The sequence below is a fragment of the Streptomyces sp. VNUA24 genome, from assembly GCF_029167005.1.
GTDB lineage: Bacteria > Actinomycetota > Actinomycetes > Streptomycetales > Streptomycetaceae > Streptomyces > Streptomyces scabiei.
The window spans coordinates 2,290,111-2,311,536 of the sequence record NZ_CP119143.1 but is presented as its reverse complement, the minus strand read 5'-3'; the positions used below and the strand labels follow the sequence as shown (position 1 = coordinate 2,311,536).

The window sequence follows — 21,426 nt, the reverse complement described above, 5'->3', positions numbered from 1 at the left end:
TTTCGTGGAACGGCCCGGCGGTGGTTGGCGTACGCCCCGATCTTCGATAGGTTAGGCAAGGCTTACCTAATGGAGGTTTGGGATGGGTGACCGTCACACCTGGACGGCCGCGCCCGCCGCGGCGGAGCGTGCCCGTTCGGTGCTCGCCGCGGCGTGGTCCTGCGCGGTGACCGCCGACGGCGGCCGCGAGGAGTTCGTCGGCGCGCACAGTGTCACGGAGGACGGCCGGGTGATCCTGCGCGTCCCCGAGGACAGCACGCTCGTCGCCGCCGCGATCTGCGCGCCGCGCGGCGAGCCGTCCGCCGTGCTGGAGTTCGCCGACGTGGCGCCCGTCCCGGTGCGCGGCCGCATCCGGGCCCGGCTGTGGATCGCCGGCTGGTTCACGCCCGTCGACGGCGACCTGGAGTTCCGGCCCACCCGCATCGTGCTGCGCGAGCCCTCCGGCGCCGTCCTGGTCGACCCCGACGAGTTCGCCGCGGCCGAGCCCGATCCGCTGGTCACCGCCGAGTCCCGGCTGCTGACCCACCTCGCCGACGCCCACCCCGACGCCGTCGAACGCCTCACCCGGCTCGTCCCGCACGACAGCCTGCACGGCGCCGTCCGCGTCCAGCCGCTCGCCGTCGACCGGCACGGCCTGACCCTGCGCGTCGAGCGGGCCCGCGGCGACGGCGACGTCCGCCTGACGTTCCACAAGCCCGCCGACGACCTGGCGCAGCTCACCGAGCGCATGCACGTCCTGCTCGCGCAGGCGAGCGCCGCGTCCTGCCCCCGCGCCCTACAGCGGCAGCGCACAGACGGCGACGGGTGACGCGAACGCCCCGCCCGCGCGCCGCAGTTCACCACTGCCGGCCTCGACCCGGAAGACACCGACCGCACTCGACCGCTGCAGGGCGGCGAACAGCAGGCCACCGTCCGGCGACAGCGCGATCTGGCGCGGGAAGTCCCCGCCCGCCGGCACCGTGTCGAGGAGCCGCAGCCGCGCGCCGTCGGCCTCCACGGCGTAGCGGGTCAGACTGTCGTGCCCCCGGTTGGCGAGATAGGCGTACGAGCCGTCCGGTGTCACGACCAGCTGCGCCGGGTAGTTCGTGCCCGCTCCCGTGCCCGTGGACTGCGGGTCGCCCGGGGTGAGCCGCCCGCTGCCGGGGTCGTAGGCGCAGACCACGACCGTGTTGTCGAGCTCGTTGGCCAGATACGCGTACCGGCCCCCGGGATGGAAGGTGAGGTGCCGGGGCCCGGCGCCCGGCCTGGTGCGTGCCCGGGAGACCTCGGTGAGCGTGCCCCGGGACTCGTCCAGCCGGTAGGTGTAGACCGTGTCGGTGCCCAGGTCGACGGCGAGGACGTGACCGCCGTCGGGGCTGGTGATGATCTGGTGCGCGTGCGGCCCGTCCTGCCCCGGACCCGGCGCCGGACTGCGGTGCACCACCAGATCCGTGCGCTCGCCCAGCGCACCCGAGTCCTCCACCGGGTGTACGGCGACGCTGCCCGAGCCGTAGTCGGCGCTCAGCACCCACCGCCCGCCCGGGTGCACCGACAGATGGCAGGGCGCCTCGCCGCCGCTGCCCCGGGTGCCGAGGACCTTGCGGTCGGCCAGCCGTACGGCGGTCACCCCGCCCCGCGTGCGCTCGTTCACGGCGTACAGCGTCCGGCCGTCCGGGTGCACGGCGAGATACGACGGGTCGGCGACGCCGGTGATCGTCCCCCCGCCCGTGATCCGGCCGCTCCGGCCGTCGTACGTCGCCACGCCGATGCCGGTGCCGCCGCCCTCGGCCGAGGTGTAGGTGCCGATGTAGAGCGGCCGGGGCCCGGTGCGCGCCGGGGAGGGCGAGGCGGTCGCGGACTCCGTCGCCGCCCCGGCCTCCGTCCCCGTCGAGGGGGCCGTCGGCGCGTTCGGCGCGGGGGAGGAGGCCGCTCCGGCCGGTGCGCCGGAGTCCGCGCACCCGGCCAGGGCGGCCGGTACGGCCGCTCCGGCCAGCAGCCCCAGGACACCGCGCCTGCTCAGGGCGTGCCTCGCGTCCGCCGCCTCGCTCGTCATTCGTGCACCTCGGGTGTCGCCGGTCCGGTCCGTCACCACCTTGACGGGTGCGAGTGCCCGCGCGCAAAGGCGGCAGCGGGCGGCGCACACCCGCGCCGCCCGCCGCCGTCCTCGTGCCGTCCGCCGGACCGGTCCCCGTCCGGCTACCAGTCGCCGTCCCGGATGGGCTTGCCCGGCGCGTCACCGAGCGGTTTGACCTGGCCGGGGGCGGGCGCCTGCCACGGGTCGAGGTCGTCGCCGAGCCAGTCGCCGACGGGCTTCACCGTGCCGAGCGCGTCGGCCGGGTCGAGATCGTGGGCGGCCCCGTCCTCGTCGTAGTAGTCGAACCACGGCAGCCCGGCCTGGGTGTACGCGGCCCGGTCCACCGGCGACGGCGGCGGGGCCTCCCCGGTGATCCGGCGCCACTCCGGCGGCGTGACCAGATGCACGAAGACCCGCCCGGCGGGCGTCTCCGCCCAGCTGCCGCGCGGCCAGGTGTCCCGGTAGACCTCCTGGCGCATCGAACCGCCGACACCGAGTCCCATCGCGGCCTGCGCCCGGGGCGCGGCGGCGGGTGCGGCGGCCATCGGGGCCGCGGCGGGCGCCGGCGCCCCGTAGGGAGCGGGGGGAGGCAGCGGCGCGCCCCCCGGGGCGGGCGCGCCGAACCCGCTGAACGGGGGCGGCATCGGAGCCGCGCCCGGCGGAGGCATCGGGACGGCGCCCGGGGGAGGCATCGGCACCTGGCCCGTACCGGCGAAGAGGCCCCCACCGCCGACCAGGCCGATCGACGTCTCCTGCTCGGCGCGCCGCCGCTCCTCCCGCCGCCACACGGCGAGCTGCTCGTCGTTCAGCGGGAACGACTGCAGCTGGACCCCGCCGAACACCTCCTCGCCGGTGACCTGGCCCTCGACCGTGGCGCCGAGCCCGAGCGGGACGGCCACGAACTGCTTCACCGTGCCCTTGCCGGAGTTGATGCCGTCGAGCCACGGCTGGCGGGGCACGACCACGTAGTTCTGCGGGTCGCGTACGAGGGTGCCGCTCCACGGCTTGCCCGACACCGCGCACACCTTGCCCACGCCGACCTGGAGCGCGGCCGGTTCGGTGCAGCCGCCGAAGTGCAGCCACATGGCCTCGCGCAGATACACGGGGAGCATCACCCCGCCCCGCGCCCGCATCTCCTCGGACACGGTCTGCGGATAGTCCTCCACCCGCCGGATCGGGAAGTCGCCCAGACCGGGCGGGAGGGGGTGGGTGCCCGTCTCCGGCAGCCGCAGCGTGCGCTGGAAGCGCACCCGCACACCTCCCGGCAGACACAGCGTCGTCCCGTCGATCCGCACGGTGCCTTCGGCCATTCCGTACGCTCCCCTCGATCTCGCGTGGTGCCTCGTCGTCCGTACGACGTCACCCGGTACGACCGGTAGCACGTCCGGCGGGGTCGGAGCGGTTCCGCCGCAGGGGGTGCGGGATGCGGCGCGCGCGGTCGCGCAGGCGCGTGAGCCGGGGGGAGCGCTCGCGCTGTTCGCGGGTGCAGCGGTCGAGCTCCTCCAGCAGCCTCTTGGAGCGGTGCTCGGTGTCCAGCTCGTCCAGGATGCGGTTGACCTCCGTCAGGACGGCACCGTGCAGCTGCCACTGGCGGGCGTCCCGCTGGACCTCTTCGAGGAGGAGCTGGGCGAGCTTGTCGCGGGTCGCGGCGGCCGCCGACAGCTCGGCGGTGAGCCGGTCCTCCGCGGACTCGGCACTGGTGCTGACGTCGGTCGTCACCAGCACCGCGAAGCTGACCACGGCGTCGCCGATCTCGGCGAGCAGCTGCTCGACGGCGGCCCCCACCGGGGCGACGAACAGCGGATCCGGTTCCCGTTCCTTGGCCAGGTCGGTCAGGGTGCGGGCCAGCACCCGCAGGACCACCGTGCAGATCTCCAGGGTGTCCAGTCCGGTGCGCAGCACGACCCGGTTCAGCAGCCCCTCCCGTACGCGCGGATTGAGCTTCAGGCTGTCCTCGGCCTGTTTGAGGGCCGCGTCGACCTCGACGATGTCGAAGTCGAGTTCCCGTGCCTCGTGGAGCCGGGCCGCCGCGGCCTCCGCCGGGGTGTGGCCCGCGGCCTCCTCGCCGACGCGGATCATCAGCCGCCGCATCCGCCGGGCCAGGTCCTCGATGGACTCACCGGCGGCCTCCACCCACACCGGGGGAGCGAGCAGCAGGTTGAAGGCGAGTCCGACGCCCGCGCCGATCAGCGTCTCCAGGACCCGGTCCCAGGCCGTGTCGCCGACCCGGGTCACCCCGAGCACCAGCATCGCGCTGATCGCCACCTCGGGCACGAACTCGCTGACCCGCACCGCGTGCCCCACCGCCAGCGAGGCCAGGATGATCAGCGCGAGGCTCCACCAGGTGAGGCCCACGAGGACACTGAAACCGATGGCGACGACGACCCCGGCGATCACCGAGTTCACCCGCCGGACGCCCATGATCAGAGTGGAGTAGAGGGTCACCTGCACGACGAGGAGGGCGGTCAGGGGTGCCGTCAGCGGCGCCGGCTCCGAACTGAGCTGCAGCGCCACCACGTAGGCCACCGTGGCGGCCGCCGTCGACCGCACCGCCTGCACGATCACCGGGTCCTGCCGCCATTGGGCGACCCTCGTGCCGATCAGGTCCCACACACCACGTACGTCTCGCATCCTTGCGCTGTTCCCGCTCCACGGCTCCACCGAACTCCTGACCGGGGACGGCAGTCCCCCGGGTGACCGGCCGGAAGGCCCGGGAGGCGGCCCGCGGCGGGCTCCCGCAGCCCGCCTCAGACGTACAGCCTGTCCAGGAACGCGGAGAGATTGCCCACCGTCCGGGCTATCTGCTGCTCCGTGCTGAGGCTCTCCTCGAAGCGGCTTCCGGTGTCGAGCGCCTTCCTGCCCCGCACATACAGCGAACAGGCCAGGTCGGCGCACATGTAGAGCCCCACGGAGTTCCCCTCGCGCCCGGCCGCGCCGGCCTTGCGCGCCGTCATCAGCGAGACACCGCCGCCCCGGTGGGTCGTCAGGCACAGCGAGCACATGCTCCGGTGCAGGAAGCCGCGCCGCTCGGTCGGCAGACGCAGGGTGACACCGGCCGGCCGTCCCGCCCGCTCGGTCACGAGGTAGCTGCGGTCGGGCGCGCCCGGGTCCCGCCAGCCGAGGAAGTCCAGGTCGTCCCACGGCCGTCGCTCCAGATCGCGAGGGAGCGAGATCCGCTTCGCCTCGCCCTTGGAGCAGTTGACGAACGCACCGCGGATGTCCTGCTCGGTGAGGGGCTTCATGGGGGTGTCCTCCGGGGGAGTCGCTTCACGGGAACCTAGGGTCACTAGGTTTTCGCCTAAACTACTCGTACCTCTGGCGGGAGGCCAATGGATTTGGCAGAGTGGGGCCCGCGCCGCCATGCGGCCGGCCGCGACGAGGTGGGGGGACCCGGGTGGACGAGGGAGAGCGGGCGCGGCTGGTCCTGGCGGCGGCGGGACTGGCGCCCGGAAGCCTCGCCGCACGGCTGCCGCTCGGCGGCGGCACGTACAACACGGTGGAGGAGCTGCGCCTGACCGACGGCACCCGGCTGATCCTCAAGATCCCCCCCGCCGTCCACCACGCCCCGCCTGGCCTACGAGAGCGAACTCCTCGGCGCCGAGGCCGAGTTCTGCCGGGCCGCCGCGACCGTCGGCGTCCCCGCCCCCCGGGTGGTCGCCGCGGCCCTCGACGAGACGGCCCCGGCCGGCCGGCATCTCCTGCTCACCCACTGCCCGGGCGGCGACTGGGGCGGTCTGGAGCCCGCCCAGGAGGGCCCGGTGCGGCGGGAACTGGGCGGGCTGGTGGCCCGCCTCCACCGGGTGACCGGCCCCGGCTTCGGCTACCCGTCCGGCGCGTTCGGTCCCCTCGCCGCCGACTGGCGCACCGCCTTCACCGCGCTCTACGACGGCGTGCTCGCCGACGCCCGCCGCTTCCGGGCCTGGCTGCCCCTGCCCGTGGACGAGGTGGCCCGCACGGCGCGGACCGCGTACGACGCCCTCGACGACGTGACCGTGCCACGCCTGGTCCACTTCGACCTGTGGCCGGGCAACATCCTCGTCGAGCACGGGCGGACCCCGCGCGTCGGTGGCCTGATCGACGGTGAGCGCATGTTCTGGGGCGACCCGGTCGCGGATTTCGTCTCGCTCGCGCTGCTCGACGACATCCGGCGGGACGACGACTTCCTGACCGGTTATCAGGAGACCGGCGGCGAGATCGGCTTCACGCCGTCGGTCCGCCGTCGCTACGCCCTCTACCGCAGCTATCTCTACCTGATCATGCTGGTCGAGGCGGTGCCGCGTGCCCTGGACGACGGGGACGTCGCCTGGCGGCGGGAGTCGGTGGCGCCGTGCCTCACGGCGGCCCTGGAGGAGCTGCGCGCCCTCTCCTGACGGTACGGACGGCGACGATGCCGGGGTTTGTGCCGATCACATCGTGGTACCCGCGTGCGGCGCGCCGACGGAAACAGGCAGACGGAAACAGGAACCCGTGCGGCGCACCACCGGAGCGGGAAGGAGCACGCCGTGACCGATCACCGGCTGGAGGGTCCCGGCGAGCACCCGGACCCCGTACCGAGGGACATGCCCGATCAGCAGGCGCACGAGGGCGAGGACCCGTGGGAGGTCGCCCCGGGCCGCGCCGCCGGCGACGGGCGGGACGAGGGCCCGGGAGAGGGCGCCGACGTGCCCGACACGGACGAGGCCGGTACCGGCCGCCGGGGGGAGGCGCGATCGGGCGCCGTCCATCCCGAACAGCCCGTACCCGACGAGCCGTCCGGCTGACGGGCTCCCCTCGCGGGGCCGCGGACCGACGCACCGCCCGCGCCCCCACATCACGCGAGGGGTCCCGTGGAACTCGGCGCCTCCCCGGTGGGACCCGGGGAGGCGCCGTCATGTCGCCGGCCTCCTCCGGCGGGACGGTCGGTGCCGTCAGCCGACCTTCCGCCCTCGCAGCGGTTCGGTGTCCGCCCCGGCGCCCTGCCGCAGCCCCTCCAGGAACTCCTCCAGCACCTCCACCGCGGTGCGCTCCGGGCGCCAGCGCAGTTCGTCACGGGCCTTGGAGCAGTCCATCAGCGGCAGCCGCAGCACCGCGTCGAAGAGGTGCGGGGAGGCGGGCAGCAGCCGCAGGTTCCACGCGGCGGCGACCGCGGAGCGGACCGCGGCCCGGGGCAGCCTGACCGGACGGGAACCCAGCACCTCGCTGAGCAGCGCCGCGTCCACGGGCGACTCCGCCGCGAGGTTGAAGGCGCCGCGGGCCTCGCCGTGCAGCGCCAGCACATAGGCCCGCGCGGCGTCGTCGGTGTGCAGGGTCTGCACCCTCAGCCCTGGGATGTCGGGCAGGAACGGCAGCAGCTCCGGCCGCGCGAGCGGCCCCGGCAGGAACCGCCCGCTGAAGATGCGCCGCTGCTCGCTCGCCGACTCGCGTTTGAAGAGGAACGCGGGCCGCATCCGCACCACCCGCACCCCGGGATGCTCGTGCTCGAAGGAGTCCAGGGCCCGCTCCAGATACGCCTTCTCCCGGCAGTACGCGGCGTCCGGCCAGCCGTGGGTGGGCCACGATTCGTCCACCGCGCGATCCTTCGGCCCCGGTGAGTAGGCGCCGACCGACGAGGCGTGGATCAGCGTCGGCACCTCGGCCGCCGCCACCGCCTCGAACACCCGGATGCCGCCCAGCACATTGGTCCGCCACGTCGAGGCCGGATCGTGCGTGGGCTGGAACGCCCAGGCGAGATGGACGACCGCGGCCGCCCCCTCGAACTCCTTCACCAGATCGGTCTGCTCGGCCCCCAGGTCCACGGCCGACCAGTGCGTCCTCGCCGGTGCCACGTCGGGGACCCGACGGGCCAGCCCCCGCACCTCACCGACCCGCTCGTCCTCCGCGAGCAGCCGCACCAGACTCGTCCCCACATTGCCGGTGGCCCCCGTGACCACGACCCTGCCGCCGGATTCTCCGTTCACCGCTGACTCCCCTCGCGCGTTTCGTCCCTCCAGGGCCGCCCACGAGTACCCGGGCCCCGCGGAAGCACGCGGTCATATCCGGACACACCGCCCGTCCGGCCGGGCGCGTCGGTGCGGCGGGGAGGAATCCGGTGCCCGAACGGCACGGGACGAGCCGGAGCAAGAGGAAAGCCCCGACCGGGACGGGGGAATCGCGGTCGGGGCGGTCTGTGTGTGGGTGCGGACGGCGGTCGCCTCTCGGCGAAAGGCTCCACAGGGCTTCAGCCGAACGATCGTCCCTGTGGGCAAAAGGTGAGGCCCGGGGACACTGTCCCGTCCACACCCACGGTTGGTTCAACGGGAAAGTACCAGGGGGTGTTCCCTGCGTATCCGGACATTGCCGGTGATCTGCGTCACGTGCCACAAGACCGGCCGGAGCACCTGTCACCAGGTCATTCCTCCCGCCCGAGCGGACTCTCCTCCAGCGCGGCCAGCAGATGGGCGGGATTGCGGAACACCGCCTCCGCGCCGGCCGCCTCCAGCTCGATCCTCGGGACGCCGCCGCAGAGCACCGCCACACAGCGCACCCCCGCCCGGACGCCCGCCCGCATGTCCCAGACCGTGTCCCCGACGAACACCGACGACTCCGCCCGCGCACCCGCCAGCTCCAGGGCCTGCTCGACCGGATCCGGCGCGGGCTTGCCCTCGGCCACGTCGTCCGCGCTGGTCGTCGCCGTGATGGCCTCGTCGGCCCCGATCGCCCGCCGCAGCGCGGCCAGCTCCGGTCCGCCCGCCGAGGTCGCCAGCACCACGCCCCAGCCCCGGTCGGCGAGCCGCCGCAGCAGCCGCCCGGCGTCCGGCAGCGCGGGCAGGCGGTCCATGTACGTCCCGTACAACGCCTTGTGCGCCGCGCTCAGCGCGTCCTTCTCCCGCGGATCGCGCTCCTCACCCAGCAGATGCGTGATCAGATCCCCGGACGGCAGTCCCACCGCCCGGTGCACGTCGTGCATGGACACCTGATGGCCGCCCTGCCGGAACGCCTCCCACCAGGAGACGACGTGCAGATGATTGGTGTCGACCAGGGTCCCGTCGACATCGAACACAGCAGCCCTGCTCATCGGCTCACCTTCCTGATTCCATGGACCGTTCCCGGAGAACGCCCGCCTGCCCCGGACGGCCGCGGCCTAGGCATCCACCGCCCCCACCCGACCGGGAACCCGCCGTTCCCGGGCCCACTCCAGAAGCTCCTCCACCGCCCAGGTGGTCACCACCCGTTCCGCCGGCACCCCGCACTCCTCGGCGCGGGCACATCCGTGCACCTGCCAGGTCAGCTGCCCCGGCGCGTGCGCGTCCGTGTCGACGGAGAACAGCGCCCCCGCCTCCACGGCGGCCCGCAGCAGCCGCCGCGGCGGGTCCAGCCGCTCCGGCCGGGAGTTGATCTCCACCGCCGTCCCCGTCTCCGCGCACGCCGCGAACACCGCCTCCGCGTCGAACTCCGACTCGGGCCGCCCCCGCCCGGTGACGAGCCGCCCCGTGCAGTGCCCCAGCACGTCCGAGTGCGGGTCGCGGACGGCGGCGACCATGCGCCGGGTCATCGCCCGCGCGTCCATCCGCAGCTTGGAGTGCACGGACACCACCACCACGTCGAGCCGCTCCAGCAGTTCGGGCTCCTGGTCCAGCGAACCGTCGTCGAGGATGTCGCACTCGATGCCGGTGAGCAGCCGGAACGGCGCCCATGTCTCGTTCAGCGCGGCCACCACGTCGAGCTGCTCCCGCAACCGCTCCGGGGACAGGCCCCGGGCGACGGTCAGCCGGGGCGAGTGGTCCGTGAGCACCGCCCACTCGTGGCCCAGGCGCGCGGCGGTCCGGGCCATCGCCTCGATGGGGCTGCCGCCGTCCGACCAGTCCGAGTGCACATGGCAGTCGCCCCTGATCAGCGCCCTCAGCCCGGTGCCGGCGCCACCCTCCGTGAGCGGGGCCTCGGCCCCCTGCTCCAGCTTGCGCAGATAGCCCGGCACCTCACCGGCCAGCGCCTCGCGCGCCACCTGCGCGGTCCTGGGCCCGACCCCCTTCAACGCCTCCAGCGAGCCCGCCGCCGCCCGCTCGGCCAGCTCCCGCGCGGGAAGCGCCCCGAGCACGGCCGCGGCCGTGCGAAACGCGCGGACCCGGTAGGTGGGGGCCCGGTCCCGCTCCAGCAGGAAAGCGATCCGGTCCAGGGCCTCGACGGGATCCATGGCACCTCCAGCCCTCCGCTTCCAGCGTCGCCCAGTCCCCGGGTACCCGCACGGCGGCCGGAACCGCTCTACGCTGTGGACATGACCGAAAGCGCGAGCCCCTACATTTCCCATCCCCGGGTCATGGTGCTCGGGGTGCAGCCCGGTAGACCGCCGTTCCGGATCGTGGAGATCGACGGCCAGGTGGTCGGCGAGGCGAGGACCTTGACCGACGTCCTCCAGGCCGCGGCGGCCCACGGGGTCGTCGTCCACGACCTGGACGACCCCGATCAGGTCCGCTGGGTCGGCGGCGACAAACTCACTTGGAGGCCGCGCTAGCGCTCCCGCGCCGGCGGCTCACCCGCAGACGCTGTGCCCAGGCGCCGCCGGGCGCGGTCTTCCGCTGTGCGGGCGACTTCTCGCCCTGTGCGGGCGCCCGGCGCGGGGCCGGCGCGGCCTCGGGCTCGCGCGGGGCGCGGGCGTGCACGGCGCGGCCGAGCCGCCGGCCCAGCAGCAGATAGCCGAGCAGCGCGCCCGTCGTGTTGAGGATGACGTCGTCGATGTCGAACGCGCGTCCGGTGACGAGTGCGCCCTGCACCAGCTCGACCAGCAGCATCACCACCGCGGTCAGCGCGGGCACCCGCAGCAGACCGCGCGCCCCGGGCGCCAGCACCGGCAGCAGGAAGCCGAACGGCACCCCCAGCAGGATGTTCCCGCCCACCTGCTTCAGCGCGTCGCGCGGGTCGGGGTGGTGCCAGTAGAGCTCCAGCGAGCTGCCCGGAGTGAGATTGCTGTGGGTGAGCGCCTCCGACGCCGGGGACGGCTGGAGGGTGAGCCCGGCCAGTACCGCGCCGAACGCCACCATGGCCAGGAAGGCCAGCGCCATCGCCAGCAGCCGCAGGGGCAGCGGGAGCGGCCGGCGTTCGCGTGCGGACGCCGGAGCACGGCGCCCGGAGGTGGTGGAACCGGAACGTGCCGTGGTGCCGGCCATGCGACCCTCCCGTGTCAACTGCCCTCTGTCCCCAAGCTGTTACCCCTGAACCGGTCCTCGATTCCCACCCGGACGACGTGTTCGGGAAGCGGTCCCCGCGATCCCGCGGGTTTCCCCTCGCCCGCCCTGGGCACTCCGGGCTGGGAGTGACAGGGGCCCGCTCCCGTTCGAGGGGTGCTGGGGAGGCACCCGGGAGCGGGAGCGTGCGGGAGGGCGCGTACGCGCGTGGGCGGTCGAGCCCGCACGCGGCGCGCCCTCCCCGAACCGGGGGAGGGCGCGGACCCGCGGCGGACGGGGGTCAGGACCCGTAGGTCACCTTCACCTCCTCGAAGCCGAGGGACTTCAGGAGCCCTTCGAGCATGTCGGTGGTGTTGGCCTCGGCGCGGTCCGTGAGCCTGCTGTCCTTCGCGGCGTCGCCGATGTGCTTGACGGCCAGCCTCTGCACGGCCTGTTCGCCGCCCGGGTTGTCGGAGAACATGTCGCCCAGCCGGTCGAGCAGCCCGCGCTGCTTGGAGACGGCGTAGGAGTGCTCGGTGTCGAGGGCGGGCTTGCCCAGCCGCGCGTGCGGCAGGTTGATGGTGGCCGACGTACGGTCCTCGTCGACCTTCACGTCGCCGTCGCCGACCTTGCCGAGGTCCACATAGGCGTCGACGGTGCCCGCGCCGACGTACAGCGTGCGGGTGCCGCGGATCGCGTCGGGCAGGTACTTGGCGTCCTTCTCCAGATCCACGACCACCTGGAAGTTGCCCGAGGCGGCGTCGTACCGGCTCATGTCCTGGATGGACTTCAGGAGTGTGGGTCCCGAGCGGTCGTGCTCCTCGGTGCCGAACACGTCCTTCAGTCCCCCGAAGACCAGCATCCGCAGCGCGGCCAGCAGCACCACGATCAGGACGACCACGGCGGCGAGCAGCTTGGCCCAGCCGGGCAGACGGGTGCGCTTGATGGACGTCGTCATTCGACGGCCCTCCTTCCTCTTTCAACGAATGCCCTCAAAGGCCCCGGGGGAACGCCGAGTTGGTGATTGTCCGCAATCGTCCACGGCCCGTGGGGTGCGGCCGGCCGGGCGGCCGTATCGCATCGGCGTCCGCGGGCCGGCCAGTACCATGAGCCGCGCAACCCGTAATGATCATGTTCATACGAGGAGCCGACCGTGCGTGACATCGCCGTCTTCACCGGCAGCGCCCATCCCGAGCTCGCGGACGAGGTGTGCGCGCACCTGGGGGTGCCGCTGAGCCCGTCCCGGGTCAGCCGCTTCGCCAACGACTGTCTTGAGGTGCAGCTCCAGGCCAACTGCCGGGAGAAGGACGTGTTCCTGGTGCAGCCGCTGGTCGCGCCCGTCCAGGAGCATCTCGTCGAGCTGCTGCTGATGTGCGACGCGGCGCGCGGTGCCTCGGCCGGCCGCATCACCGTGGTCATGCCGCACTACTCCTACGCCCGCTCCGACAAGAAGGACGCGCCGCGGATCTCCCTCGGCGGCCGGCTGGTCGCCGATCTGATGGTGTCCGCGGGGGCCGGCCGCGTCCTCGCCATGACCCTGCACTCACCGCAGGTGCACGGGTTCTTCTCGGTGCCGGTCGATCATCTGCACGCACTGCGCGAGCTGGCGGCCCACTTCCGGCGGTACGACCTGTCGCGTACGACCGTCGTCTCGCCGGACCTGGGCAACGCCAAGGAGGCGGCGGCGTTCGCGCGGATGATCGGGGCGCAGGTGGCGGCCGGTGCCAAGCAGCGGTTCGCGGACGACCGGGTGAGCATCAACTCGGTGATCGGAGAGGTCGCCGGGCGGGATGTGATCGTCCTCGACGACGAGATCGCCAAGGGCAGCACCGTCATGGAACTGCTGGAGCGGCTGCGCGAGCTGGGGCCGCGTTCGATCCGGGTGGCGTGCACGCACGGGCTGTTCGCGGCGGGTGCCCTCAAGCGGCTGAGCGCACAGCCCGACATCCTGGAGATCGTCTGCACCAACACCGTGCCGGTGCCCGTGGAGGAGCGCACCGAAAAGCTCCGGATCCTGTCCATCGCCCCCGCGCTCGCGGAGGCCGTGCGCCGCATCCACAACGGCGAGTCCGTCAGCGCCCTGTTCGACGCGCCGGGGGAGTGAGCGGGAGGGTCACCCTGGGGAGAGGGTGGGCGGCGGCAAGGTCATAACGTGCCGGTCGTGGCCTCGGGCTGTGCCAGGGCCGCCTCCAGGGTGGGGGCGGGCGGCAGCAGCCGGGCCAGGCCGGTGACCTTGAGGACGCGCAGGGTGAGCGGGTGGGTGCAGACCAGCCGCAGTTCGCCGTCGCGGTCGAGCACCCGCTGCCGGGCCCGGTAGAGCAGCCGCAGGCCCGAGCAGTCGAAGAACTCGACGTGCCGCAGGTCGATCACGATCCGGGCGCCGGGGCCGCTCGTCGCCGCGTCGAGGTGCGGGATGATCTCCACGGCCGCCGCGATGTCGATCTCGCCGTGGAGTTCGAGCACGGTACGGCCGCGGTCCGTGCGGACGCGCAGGTGCCCGGTCGCGGGCGGTGTGGGGTCGCTCGACACGACGGCATCGCCTCCAACCGGACTGAATGAGGACGGACATGAGGGCAGGGCGGGAGCAACACCCGTCCCTGCTCTGCAAGTTACCCCCGTCAGGGTGAATTTCAGCATGTTCGATTGACATATGTCTTTGATTTCTCAGGCATTCTGTCCCGAGATTCGGGCGGAGCGCGCGCGAGGTGCGCGCGGCGTGCGCCCGGAGTGCGCTACGACAGGGCGTGCCAGGCCCGGGAGAGCGCCTGTCTGAACTGGTCGGCCTGGTGGGGGGTGAGGCCGCTGAGCATGCGTTCCTCCAGCTCGCGCACGGGCTCGGCGTAGCGGGCGAGCAGCTCGCGCGCCTCGTCGGTCAGCAGGATCAGCAGCTCGCGCCGGTTGCGCGGATTGCGTTCCCGGCGCACGAGGCCCCTGTTCTCCAGGCTGCGCACGAGATCCGCGGTGGACTGGGCCGTCACGAACGAGTCGCGGGCGAGCTGGGCGGCCGACAGTCCGTCGTGCCGCTCCAGCACGGTCAGGGACGTGTACTGCAGCGCCGTGATGCCGGCCGGCCGCACCAGCTCGTCCAGGTGCGAGCGGACAATCAGCTCCACCTGCTTGACCATGTAGAGGAGGGAGGGGGGTGCCTTGGTGCCGACCATGGGATCAGCGTAAGGCATTGACAGGAAACTTGTGTGTAATGAAACTGCGAACCAACAGGATTCCTGTTGGTTGAAAACTTGGTGATCAGCGCTGGGCAGGCGCTGACCCAGGGCTGGATCAAGCTGGATCAAGGCTGAGGAGTGGGCAATGACGACCACCTTCGAGAGCGGGCCGGGACGGCTGTTCATCGGTGGACAGTGGCTCGATGCGACCGACGGGGCACGTACCGACGTGATCGACCCGTCCACGGGCCAGGTGGTCACGACGGTCGCGGAGGCGGGCGCCGCCGACGTCGAAGCCGCCGTGCGCGCCGCGCGCAAGGCGTTCGACAGCGGCGCGTGGTCCGGTCTGAGCGGCCGTGAGCGCGGCCGGATCCTGCACCGCGTGGCCGAGCTGATCCGGGAGAACGCCGACGACATCGCCGCCCTGGAGAGCCGGGACGTCGGCAAGCCCATCACCCTGGCGCACGCCGTCGACGTGACGAACGCGGCCAACGACTACGAGTACTACGCCTCGCTCGCCTGGTCCCTGGACGGCTCCGCCCGCGACGTCCCCAACAACCGCCTCGCCTACACCCGGCGCGGGCCGATCGGTGTGGTCGGCGCGATCACCCCGTTCAACTTCCCGCTGATTCTGGCCGGGTCCAAGATCGCCCCCGCGCTGGCGGCCGGCAACACGGTCGTGCACAAGCCCGCCGAGGAGACCCCGCTCAGCGCCCTCTACATGGCGGACCTGCTGCAGCGGGCCGGCGTCCCGGACGGCGTCTTCAACGTCGTCACCGGCACCGGTCCGGTCGCCGGCGAGGCGCTGCTGCGCAACCCCGGCGTCGACAAGATCGCCTTCACCGGTTCCACCGCGACCGGCCGGCACGCGGCGAGCGTCGCCGGCGAGGGCCTGAAGCAGGTCACCATGGAGCTGGGCGGCAACGCGGCCCACCTCGTCTTCGAGGACGCCGACATCGAGAAGGCCATCGGCGCCGTCATCAAGGGCTTCGTCTTCAACACCGGCCAGTTCTGCATGGGCGGCCCCCGTCTGCTGGTCGCCCGGTCGGTCCACGACACCGTGCTCGGCATCCTCGCCGAGGCGGTGCCCGGCGTGCCGATCGGCGACCCCCGGCGGCCCGAGACGGTCATCGGCCCGATGGCGGGCGAGCGGCACCTGAAGAAGGTCGAGGAGTACGTCGAGCTGGCCCGCAAGGAGGGCGGCCGGATCGTCTGCGGCGGCGAGCGCCTGGACCTGGACGGCGGCTACTACTACAAGCCCACCGTCATCGCCGACCTCGGCAACGACTCCCGGGTCGTCCAGGAGGAGGTCTTCGGGCCGGTCCTCACCGTGCAGCCCTTCGACTCCGAGGACGAGGCCGTCGAGCTGGCCAACTCCACGCCGTACGGCCTGGCCTCCGGCATCCAGACCAGTGACCTCACCCGCGCCCACCGCGTCGCCGACCGTCTCCAGGCCGGCATCGTCTGGGTCAACGACTGGCCGATGCTCGACCCCGCCGTGCCCTTCGGCGGCGTGAAGGCCTCCGGCTTCGGCCGCGAGTACGGGCCCGAGGCCCTGGAGTCCTACACCAAGGTCAAGTCCGTCGTCGTCTCGCTCGACTGAGCCGCATCCTGCGGAAGCGAAGGAGCACATCAGCATGTCCATCACCACACGCGCCGCCGTGGTCGAGTCCGGGGGCGCGCCCTTCACCCTCTCCGAGGTCGTCCTCGACGAGCCGGCCCGCGGCGAGGTCCTGGTCCGGATGGCCGCCGCCGGGCTGTGCCACACCGACCTGGGGGTCGCGAGCGGCGGCCTGCCCTTCCCGCTGCCCGGCGTCCTCGGCCACGAGGGTGCCGGTGTCGTCGAGGCCGTCGGTCCGGACGTCACCTCGGTCGTGCCCGGCGACCACGTCGTCCTGTCCTTCACCTCGTGCGGCACCTGCGGGAACTGCCGGGACGGGCACCCGGCGTACTGCGCCACCTGGCTCCCGCTGAACCTGATCGGCGGCCGCCGCGCCGACGGCAGCGGCACCATCAGCCGCGACGGGCAGGAGCTGGGCGGCCACTTCTTCGGCCAGTCCTCCTTCGCCGAGCGTGCCCTGGTCGACGAGCGCGGTCTCGTCAAGGTCGACCCGGACGTACCGCTGGACTCCATCGCCCCGCTCGGCTGCGGTGTCCAGACCGGTGTCGGCGCCGTCTGGAACGTGCTGGAGCCCCGCGCGGGCAGCACGCTCGTGGTCCTGGGCGCCGGGGCCGTCGGCCTCTCCGCCGTGATGGCGGCGGCCCTCACCCCCGCGACCACCGTCATCGCCGTCGACAAGGTCGGTGAACGGCTGGACCTGGCCAAGGAGCTGGGCGCCACCCACACGGTGAACGCGGCCGAGGCCGCCGACATCACCGAGGCGGTCATGGAGATCACCGGCGGCCGGGGCGCCGACGGCGTCGTCGAGACCACCGGCAGCGTCTTCGTGCTCCGCAAGGGCGTCGACGCCCTCGCCGCGCGCGGCACCCTCGTCATCGTGGGCGCCCCGCCGTTCGGCACCGAGGTCTCCCTCGACGTCAACGGCATGCTGGGCGGCAAGCGGGTCGTCGGACTCACCCTCGGCGACAACGAGATCCAGACCGCCATCCCGGTCCTCGTCCAGCTGGTGAAGGAGGGCAAGCTCCCGCTCGACCGGCTGATCAGCCGCTACAGGTTCGAGGACATCGGGCAGGCCGTCACCGACATGGGAAGCGGCCGCAGCATCAAGCCCGTGCTGACGTTCTGACCGCTTCCGGCGCCCCGAGGAGCCCTCTCCCGCCGGGGCACGTCCTCCCCGCGTGACCCCGGCCCTGGGGGTGACCCGCACACCGGGTCACCCCACAGGGCCGTCGCACGCCCGTGCCCTCAGCGGCTGCGGTGCAGGGCGACCAGCAGCTGCCACGCCTGGTCGGCGATCTCCCGGGGGGTGCCGTCGAGGAGGCCGTGCAGCCAGTCCGCGAGCACCCCGGCGAAGGTGGCCGCCACGGCGGAGGCCACCAGCGGGGCGTCCGCGGCCCCCGCCAGTTCGCGTTCACGGAGGCTGTAGGCACGCAGGTCCCGGTGCAGGACCAGGCCGAGCGGCCCGCCGCCGCCCGGCGCCAGCAGGGCGCGGTACAGGGCCGCGTGCGGGGCGAGTCCGGCGAAGAACTCCGGCAGCGCCGCCGGCGCCCGCACCGGGTCGGGGCGGCCCCGCCAGGCGTGCAGCGCCTCCACCGCCTCCCGTACGACGTCGGCGCAGGCGTCGACCGCCAGCGCCTCCAGGTCCGGGTAGTGCACGTAGAACGTGGCCCGGCCCACCCCCGCCCGGCGGACCAGCGCGGCCACGCTGACCTCGTGCAGGGGGTGCGTGGCGCACTCGTCGAGCAGGGCCCCGCGCAGCCGGGCCCGGGTGCGGGCGGCGCGGGGGTCCTCGGTGGTCCGGGGTTCCTCCGGGGTCATCCCGCGACGAGGACGGCGGCCAGGGCGAGTGCGCCGGGGAGCGCCTGGGCGACGAGGATGCGGCGGTTGGCGGTGGCGGCGCCGTACACGCCGGCGACGATCACGCAGGCCAGGAAGAAGATCTGGACCCGGTACCCGGTCGGGTCACCGGCGATCAGGCCCCACACCAGACCGGCGGCGAGGAAGCCGTTGTAGAGCCCCTGGTTGGCGGCCATCGCGGCGGTGCGCTTGGCCATCTCGGCGTCCATGCCGTGGAAGGACATCCCCTGCTTCTTCTGCCACAGGAACATCTCCATCACCAGGATGTACGCGTGCAGCAGGGCCACCAGCGCGACCAGCACGTTCGCCAGGATCTCCATGGTCAACCGTCTCCGTAGCTCACTTGAACTTCGAACCTCTTGGACAGGTGTCCACTATAGCTGGACGCCTGTCCAGGAAGTCCACCGAGGGGGCCTGTGATCGCCGCCACGATGCCCGACCCTCCCTGCGGCGGGCTTGCGTGCGGGAGCGGCGCTGCGCCGAGCATCCGGTGAGCCGCACCGAGGGCCCGTCGTGTCGGCCACCCTCATGGCGCTGTACGTCCGGCCCCAGGCGCTCACGCTGCGGCTGAATCCGTAGCCGGCGGGTACCCGGGGAGCGTATGGGCGGCGGTGGACCCTCCGCCGCGCCCGGGATCCCGTACGGAGGAGACATGGCACTGGTACAGGCGGGCCTCGTGGTGCTGGACTGCGCCGAGCCGGAGAAGCTCGCGGTGTTCTACAAGGAGCTGCTCGACGCCGAGGAGACGGACGCCACCGCCAACCGCGTGGAGATCGAGGCGGCCTGCGGCGCCCGCCTGGCGTTCCGCCGGGACGTCAACGCCACCCCGCCCAGCTGGCCCCGCCCCGAGAACTCCCTCCAGGCCCACCTGGACTTCTACGTCGACGACCTCGACGAGGCCGAGCGACGGATCGTCTCGCTCGGCGGGCGTCCGGTGGACACCAAGGAGCCGGCCGGGCCGTTCGAGGAGCGCGGTTACTCCGACCCGGCCGGTCACTCCTTCACCCTGCGCCGCGAACCCTCCACGGCCCCGAAACAGGGCTGACGCCACCGGCCCCCTGACTCAGTCCCGGCCGCCCTTGTCGGTCGTCGGCCACACCCCGGTGGACCGCTCGATGGCCTTCGCGCCCGTGCGGTCCACCGCGCTGCGCACGACCGCGAAGATCGCGCCCTGCACCGCCGCCGCGAGCAGCACCTCGCCCCAGCCGCGGTCCCGGTCCAGCGCGTCGGGCGCGTCGTCCTCGTGCCGGATCAGCTTCCAGGTCTTGCGGAACGCCAGCGAGGCCAGCGCACCGCCCGCCCAGCCGAGGGCGAAGCCGAGCGGCTGGTAGGCCAGCGGGAGCTTCTTCTTCTTGGACATCTGGTCCTCCTTCGTGCGTACGGTGAGGCCGCCGGTCAGGGACGGCCCTGCGGGGCCACGGCCTCGGCGGCGGGCACCGGTCCCGGGGCCGTCCCGTCGCCGAACGGGTTGCCCCCGAGGTCCTCGCGGCCGTGCGGCGTGAGCCAGCCCGCCAGGTCGGGGCCGAGCGGCACCACGGCGGTCGGGTTGATGCCCGTGTGCACCTGGTAGTAGTGCCGCTTGATGTGGTCGAAGTCGACGGTGTCGCCGAACCCCGGGGTCTGGAAGAGATCACGGGCGTACGCCCACAGCACCCGGTCCTCGGTCAGCTTCCGGCGGTTGCACTTGAAGTGACCGTGGTAGACGGGGTCGAAACGCACCAGCGTGGTGAAGAGCCGGATGTCCGCCTCCGTGATCGTCCCCCCGACGAGGTAGCGCTGCCGGGACAGCCGGTCGGACAGCGCCTCCAGCCGCCGGAACACCCCGGCACACGCCTCCTCGTACTCCTTCTGCCCGGTGGCGAAGCCCGCCCGGTACACCCCGTTGTTGACGTCCTCGTACACCTCGGCCATGACGGTGTCGATCTCGTCGCGCAGCGCCCGCGGGTACAGGTCGGGCGCGCCCTCGCGGTGCAGGGCCGTCCACTCGGTGGCGAGGTCGAGGGTGAGCTGCTGGTAGTCGTTGGTGACCAGCTCCCCGCTCTCCACGTCCACGAGCGCGGGGACGCTGACCCCGCCCGGGTAGCCGCTCTCCCGCGCGTCGTACGCCTCCTTCAGGAACCGGATGCCGAGGACCGGGTCGCGGCCGTCCGGGTCCAGCGTGAACCGCCAGCTGCGGTCGTCCTGGATCGGGTCGGCCACGGCCATCGACAGCGCGTCCTCCAGGCCCAGCAGCCGCCGGGAGATCACCGCCCGGCTCGCCCAGGGGCAGGCCCGGCTGACCACCAGCCGGTAGCGGCCCGCCTCCACGGGCCGGCCGTCCCGGCCGTCGGCGGTGACACGGTCCGTGAAGTGGCTCTTGGACCGCTTGAACGGTTCCCTCCCGTACGCCTCGTTCCCCTCGCCGACACTCATGCCGTCCGACCTCCCGGTCCGTGGCGGATACGTCTGCCCTGAGGAGAGTTCCCCGAATTCCGCGACACCCACGGTGTGAGTGCCACGGGCCGGGGCAAGCGGCGGACGTGACACGGACAGCAGCGGACACGGAGACGACGGACGACCGGGACGGGGCGGCCCTCCGGGGGCCGGGGAGCCACGGCGAGAGCAAGGTGCGCGAGGACCGCAGGACGCGGATCACCGTCCTCGTCGCCCTCGGGGCCAACCTGGTGATCGCGGCGGCCAAGACCGCCGGCGGGCTGCTCGCCGGATCACCGGCGCTGCTGTCGGAGGCCGCCCACTCGGTCGCCGACAGCCTGAACGAGGTCTTCCTCCTCGCCGCCCTGCGCCGCAGCCGCCGCCCCGCCGACAGCCGGCACCCCTTCGGCTACGGCAAGGAGCGCTTCTTCTGGTCGCTGCTGGCCGCCGTCGGCATCTTCGTGATGGGCGGCTGCTTCTCCTTCTACCAGGCGTTCCACGCCCTGACGTCCGAGAGCGCGGAGTCCTACGACGGCTATGTGGCCGGCATCGCCGTCCTCGGTGTGGCCCTGCTCGCCGAGGGCGCCTCGCTGCTGCGCGCCCTGCACCAGGTGCGCGGGCAGGGCGGTGTGGGCGGGCTCCGGGACCCGGCGCTGCGCACGGTGGTCGCCGAGGACGGCACGGCGGTGCTCGGCGTGACCCTCGCGATCGCCGGGATGATCCTGCACATGGTGACCGGCGAGGTCGTCTGGGAGGCCGCCGCCTCGTTCGCGATCGGGGCGCTGCTGGTGTACGTCGCCTACTGGCTGGGCCGGGACGCCCGCGAACAGCTCATCGGGGTCGCCGCCGACGACGAGGCCGGCCGGAGGATCCGCGCCCTGCTGGCGGCGCAGCCCGAGATCGACAGCGTCGTGGCCCTGCTCACCATGCAACTCGGCCTGGACTCCACGCTGGTGGCCGCCCGCGTCGACCTGGTCCCGGGCCTGGACAGCGAGGAGGTCGAACTGGTCGCCGTCCGTATCAAGGGCTCCATCGCGCGCCTCGTCCCCGAGGCCGACCAGATCTTCCTCGACGTGACGGAGAAGACGGGCCCGGGGGAGCGGGCGGGAGAGAGCCCCGCCGCGACGGGGGAACGCGGCGGGGCCCGAGACCCGGGTGCCCGGTGACCGAGCGGTCATGCGGAGGGCTCGACAGTATTTTCGT

The 21,426-nt window shown here is 73.2% G+C and carries 23 protein-coding genes and 1 pseudogene; 9 read left to right on the top strand and 15 right to left on the bottom strand.

The window, feature by feature from the left end; translation table 11 throughout:
* Positions 1 to 82 precede the first annotated feature (82 nt).
* Positions 83 to 808 carry a DUF2470 domain-containing protein gene (locus PYR72_RS09630; RefSeq protein WP_275454913.1) on the top strand — a complete coding sequence of 242 codons (726 nt, stop codon included), beginning with the start codon at positions 83 to 85 and terminating at the stop codon, positions 806 to 808.
* Here the strand turns inward: PYR72_RS09630 and PYR72_RS09625 are convergent.
* From PYR72_RS09625 to PYR72_RS09610, 4 genes are all read right to left on the bottom strand, one after another.
* Positions 776 to 2,032 (bottom strand): lactonase family protein, encoded by a 1,257-nt coding sequence (locus tag PYR72_RS09625; protein ID WP_275454912.1) that lies wholly within the window; start codon positions 2,030 to 2,032, stop codon positions 776 to 778. The genes PYR72_RS09630 and PYR72_RS09625 overlap by 33 nt on opposite strands.
* 143 nt (positions 2,033 to 2,175) lie before the next feature.
* Entirely contained in the window at positions 2,176 to 3,363 is a 1,188-nt protein-coding gene (locus PYR72_RS09620; protein WP_275454911.1) for a hypothetical protein, read from the bottom strand.
* Between the two features lie 49 nt (positions 3,364 to 3,412).
* The gene (locus PYR72_RS09615) at positions 3,413 to 4,684 is read right to left on the bottom strand and encodes an aromatic acid exporter family protein (protein ID WP_275454910.1); all 1,272 of its coding nucleotides are present in this window, start codon (positions 4,682 to 4,684) and stop codon (positions 3,413 to 3,415) included.
* Positions 4,685 to 4,800: 116 nt separating this feature from the next.
* The gene (locus PYR72_RS09610) at positions 4,801 to 5,295 is read right to left on the bottom strand and encodes an FBP domain-containing protein (protein WP_275454909.1); all 495 of its coding nucleotides are present in this window, start codon (positions 5,293 to 5,295) and stop codon (positions 4,801 to 4,803) included.
* A gap of 152 nt (positions 5,296 to 5,447) precedes the next feature.
* On the opposite strand from PYR72_RS09610, the pseudogene PYR72_RS09605 reads away from it, so the two are divergent.
* Positions 5,448 to 6,423 (top strand): annotated as a pseudogene (locus PYR72_RS09605) (aminoglycoside phosphotransferase family protein).
* A gap of 132 nt (positions 6,424 to 6,555) precedes the next feature.
* Complete coding sequence (locus PYR72_RS09600) at positions 6,556 to 6,813, top strand: hypothetical protein (protein WP_275454908.1); 258 nt, start codon at positions 6,556 to 6,558, stop codon at positions 6,811 to 6,813.
* A 147-nt stretch (positions 6,814 to 6,960) separates the two neighbouring features.
* Here the strand turns inward: PYR72_RS09600 and PYR72_RS09595 are convergent, their stop codons facing one another.
* The 3 genes from PYR72_RS09595 to PYR72_RS09585 form a co-directional block, all read right to left on the bottom strand.
* Positions 6,961 to 7,989 carry an NAD-dependent epimerase/dehydratase family protein gene (locus tag PYR72_RS09595; protein WP_275454907.1) on the bottom strand — a complete coding sequence of 343 codons (1,029 nt, stop codon included), beginning with the start codon at positions 7,987 to 7,989 and terminating at the stop codon, positions 6,961 to 6,963.
* Between the two features lie 431 nt (positions 7,990 to 8,420).
* Positions 8,421 to 9,086, bottom strand: coding sequence for an HAD family hydrolase (locus tag PYR72_RS09590; RefSeq protein ID WP_275454906.1), 666 nt, complete (start codon positions 9,084 to 9,086; stop codon positions 8,421 to 8,423).
* 66 nt (positions 9,087 to 9,152) lie between these two features.
* Positions 9,153 to 10,202 (bottom strand): PHP domain-containing protein, encoded by a 1,050-nt coding sequence (locus PYR72_RS09585; protein WP_275454905.1) that lies wholly within the window; start codon positions 10,200 to 10,202, stop codon positions 9,153 to 9,155.
* 81 nt (positions 10,203 to 10,283) lie between these two features.
* Between PYR72_RS09585 and PYR72_RS09580 the strand changes: the two genes are divergently transcribed.
* A complete protein-coding gene (locus PYR72_RS09580) occupies positions 10,284 to 10,520 on the top strand; it encodes a hypothetical protein (protein ID WP_275454904.1) in 237 nt (78 codons plus the stop codon).
* Here the strand turns inward: PYR72_RS09580 and PYR72_RS09575 are convergent.
* Both PYR72_RS09575 and PYR72_RS09570 read right to left on the bottom strand, forming a co-directional pair.
* On the bottom strand, positions 10,501 to 11,172 hold the full coding sequence (locus PYR72_RS09575; RefSeq protein ID WP_275454903.1) for a VanZ family protein: 672 nt from the start codon (positions 11,170 to 11,172) through the stop codon (positions 10,501 to 10,503). The two genes, PYR72_RS09580 and PYR72_RS09575, sit on opposite strands and share 20 nt — an antisense overlap.
* A gap of 298 nt (positions 11,173 to 11,470) precedes the next feature.
* Positions 11,471 to 12,127: a DUF4230 domain-containing protein gene (locus PYR72_RS09570; RefSeq protein WP_275454902.1), complete on the bottom strand. Its 657-nt coding sequence runs from the start codon at positions 12,125 to 12,127 to the stop codon at positions 11,471 to 11,473.
* 195 nt (positions 12,128 to 12,322) lie between these two features.
* Between PYR72_RS09570 and PYR72_RS09565 the strand changes: the two genes are divergently transcribed.
* Positions 12,323 to 13,273: a ribose-phosphate pyrophosphokinase gene (locus PYR72_RS09565; protein WP_275454901.1), complete on the top strand. Its 951-nt coding sequence runs from the start codon at positions 12,323 to 12,325 to the stop codon at positions 13,271 to 13,273.
* Between the two features lie 41 nt (positions 13,274 to 13,314).
* On the opposite strand, the gene PYR72_RS09560 is transcribed toward PYR72_RS09565, so the two are convergent.
* Both PYR72_RS09560 and PYR72_RS09555 read right to left on the bottom strand, forming a co-directional pair.
* Positions 13,315 to 13,698, bottom strand: coding sequence for an anti-sigma factor antagonist (locus tag PYR72_RS09560; RefSeq protein ID WP_012998828.1), 384 nt, complete (start codon positions 13,696 to 13,698; stop codon positions 13,315 to 13,317).
* Between the two features lie 203 nt (positions 13,699 to 13,901).
* Complete coding sequence (locus PYR72_RS09555; RefSeq protein WP_275454900.1) at positions 13,902 to 14,330, bottom strand: MarR family transcriptional regulator; 429 nt, start codon at positions 14,328 to 14,330, stop codon at positions 13,902 to 13,904.
* A gap of 148 nt (positions 14,331 to 14,478) precedes the next feature.
* On the opposite strand from PYR72_RS09555, the gene PYR72_RS09550 reads away from it, so the two are divergent.
* Together PYR72_RS09550 and PYR72_RS09545 are read left to right on the top strand one after the other, a co-directional pair.
* Entirely contained in the window at positions 14,479 to 15,936 is a 1,458-nt protein-coding gene (locus PYR72_RS09550; RefSeq protein ID WP_275454899.1) for an aldehyde dehydrogenase family protein, read from the top strand.
* A gap of 34 nt (positions 15,937 to 15,970) precedes the next feature.
* Positions 15,971 to 17,080: an NAD(P)-dependent alcohol dehydrogenase gene (locus PYR72_RS09545; RefSeq protein WP_275454898.1), complete on the top strand. Its 1,110-nt coding sequence runs from the start codon at positions 15,971 to 15,973 to the stop codon at positions 17,078 to 17,080.
* A 119-nt stretch (positions 17,081 to 17,199) separates the two neighbouring features.
* Here PYR72_RS09545 and PYR72_RS09540 read toward each other — a convergent pair whose 3' ends face one another.
* Together PYR72_RS09540 and PYR72_RS09535 are read right to left on the bottom strand one after the other, a co-directional pair.
* Complete coding sequence (locus PYR72_RS09540) at positions 17,200 to 17,772, bottom strand: TetR/AcrR family transcriptional regulator (RefSeq protein WP_059078450.1); 573 nt, start codon at positions 17,770 to 17,772, stop codon at positions 17,200 to 17,202.
* Positions 17,769 to 18,131 (bottom strand): DUF1304 domain-containing protein, encoded by a 363-nt coding sequence (locus PYR72_RS09535; protein ID WP_059078449.1) that lies wholly within the window; start codon positions 18,129 to 18,131, stop codon positions 17,769 to 17,771. Before PYR72_RS09535 ends, PYR72_RS09540 begins: the two co-directional genes overlap by 4 nt.
* 332 nt (positions 18,132 to 18,463) lie before the next feature.
* Between PYR72_RS09535 and PYR72_RS09530 the strand changes: the two genes are divergently transcribed.
* On the top strand, positions 18,464 to 18,856 hold the full coding sequence (locus PYR72_RS09530; protein WP_275454897.1) for a VOC family protein: 393 nt from the start codon (positions 18,464 to 18,466) through the stop codon (positions 18,854 to 18,856).
* Positions 18,857 to 18,874: 18 nt separating this feature from the next.
* Here the strand turns inward: PYR72_RS09530 and PYR72_RS09525 are convergent, their stop codons facing one another.
* Together PYR72_RS09525 and PYR72_RS09520 are read right to left on the bottom strand one after the other, a co-directional pair.
* Complete coding sequence (locus PYR72_RS09525) at positions 18,875 to 19,171, bottom strand: DUF4235 domain-containing protein (protein WP_275454896.1); 297 nt, start codon at positions 19,169 to 19,171, stop codon at positions 18,875 to 18,877.
* A 35-nt stretch (positions 19,172 to 19,206) separates the two neighbouring features.
* A complete protein-coding gene (locus PYR72_RS09520) occupies positions 19,207 to 20,223 on the bottom strand; it encodes a glutathione S-transferase C-terminal domain-containing protein (RefSeq protein WP_275454895.1) in 1,017 nt (338 codons plus the stop codon).
* Positions 20,224 to 20,330: 107 nt separating this feature from the next.
* Here PYR72_RS09520 and PYR72_RS09515 point away from each other — a divergent pair, with 107 nt between their 5' ends.
* Positions 20,331 to 21,389 (top strand): cation diffusion facilitator family transporter, encoded by a 1,059-nt coding sequence (locus PYR72_RS09515; protein ID WP_275454894.1) that lies wholly within the window; start codon positions 20,331 to 20,333, stop codon positions 21,387 to 21,389.
* Positions 21,390 to 21,426 lie beyond the last annotated feature (37 nt).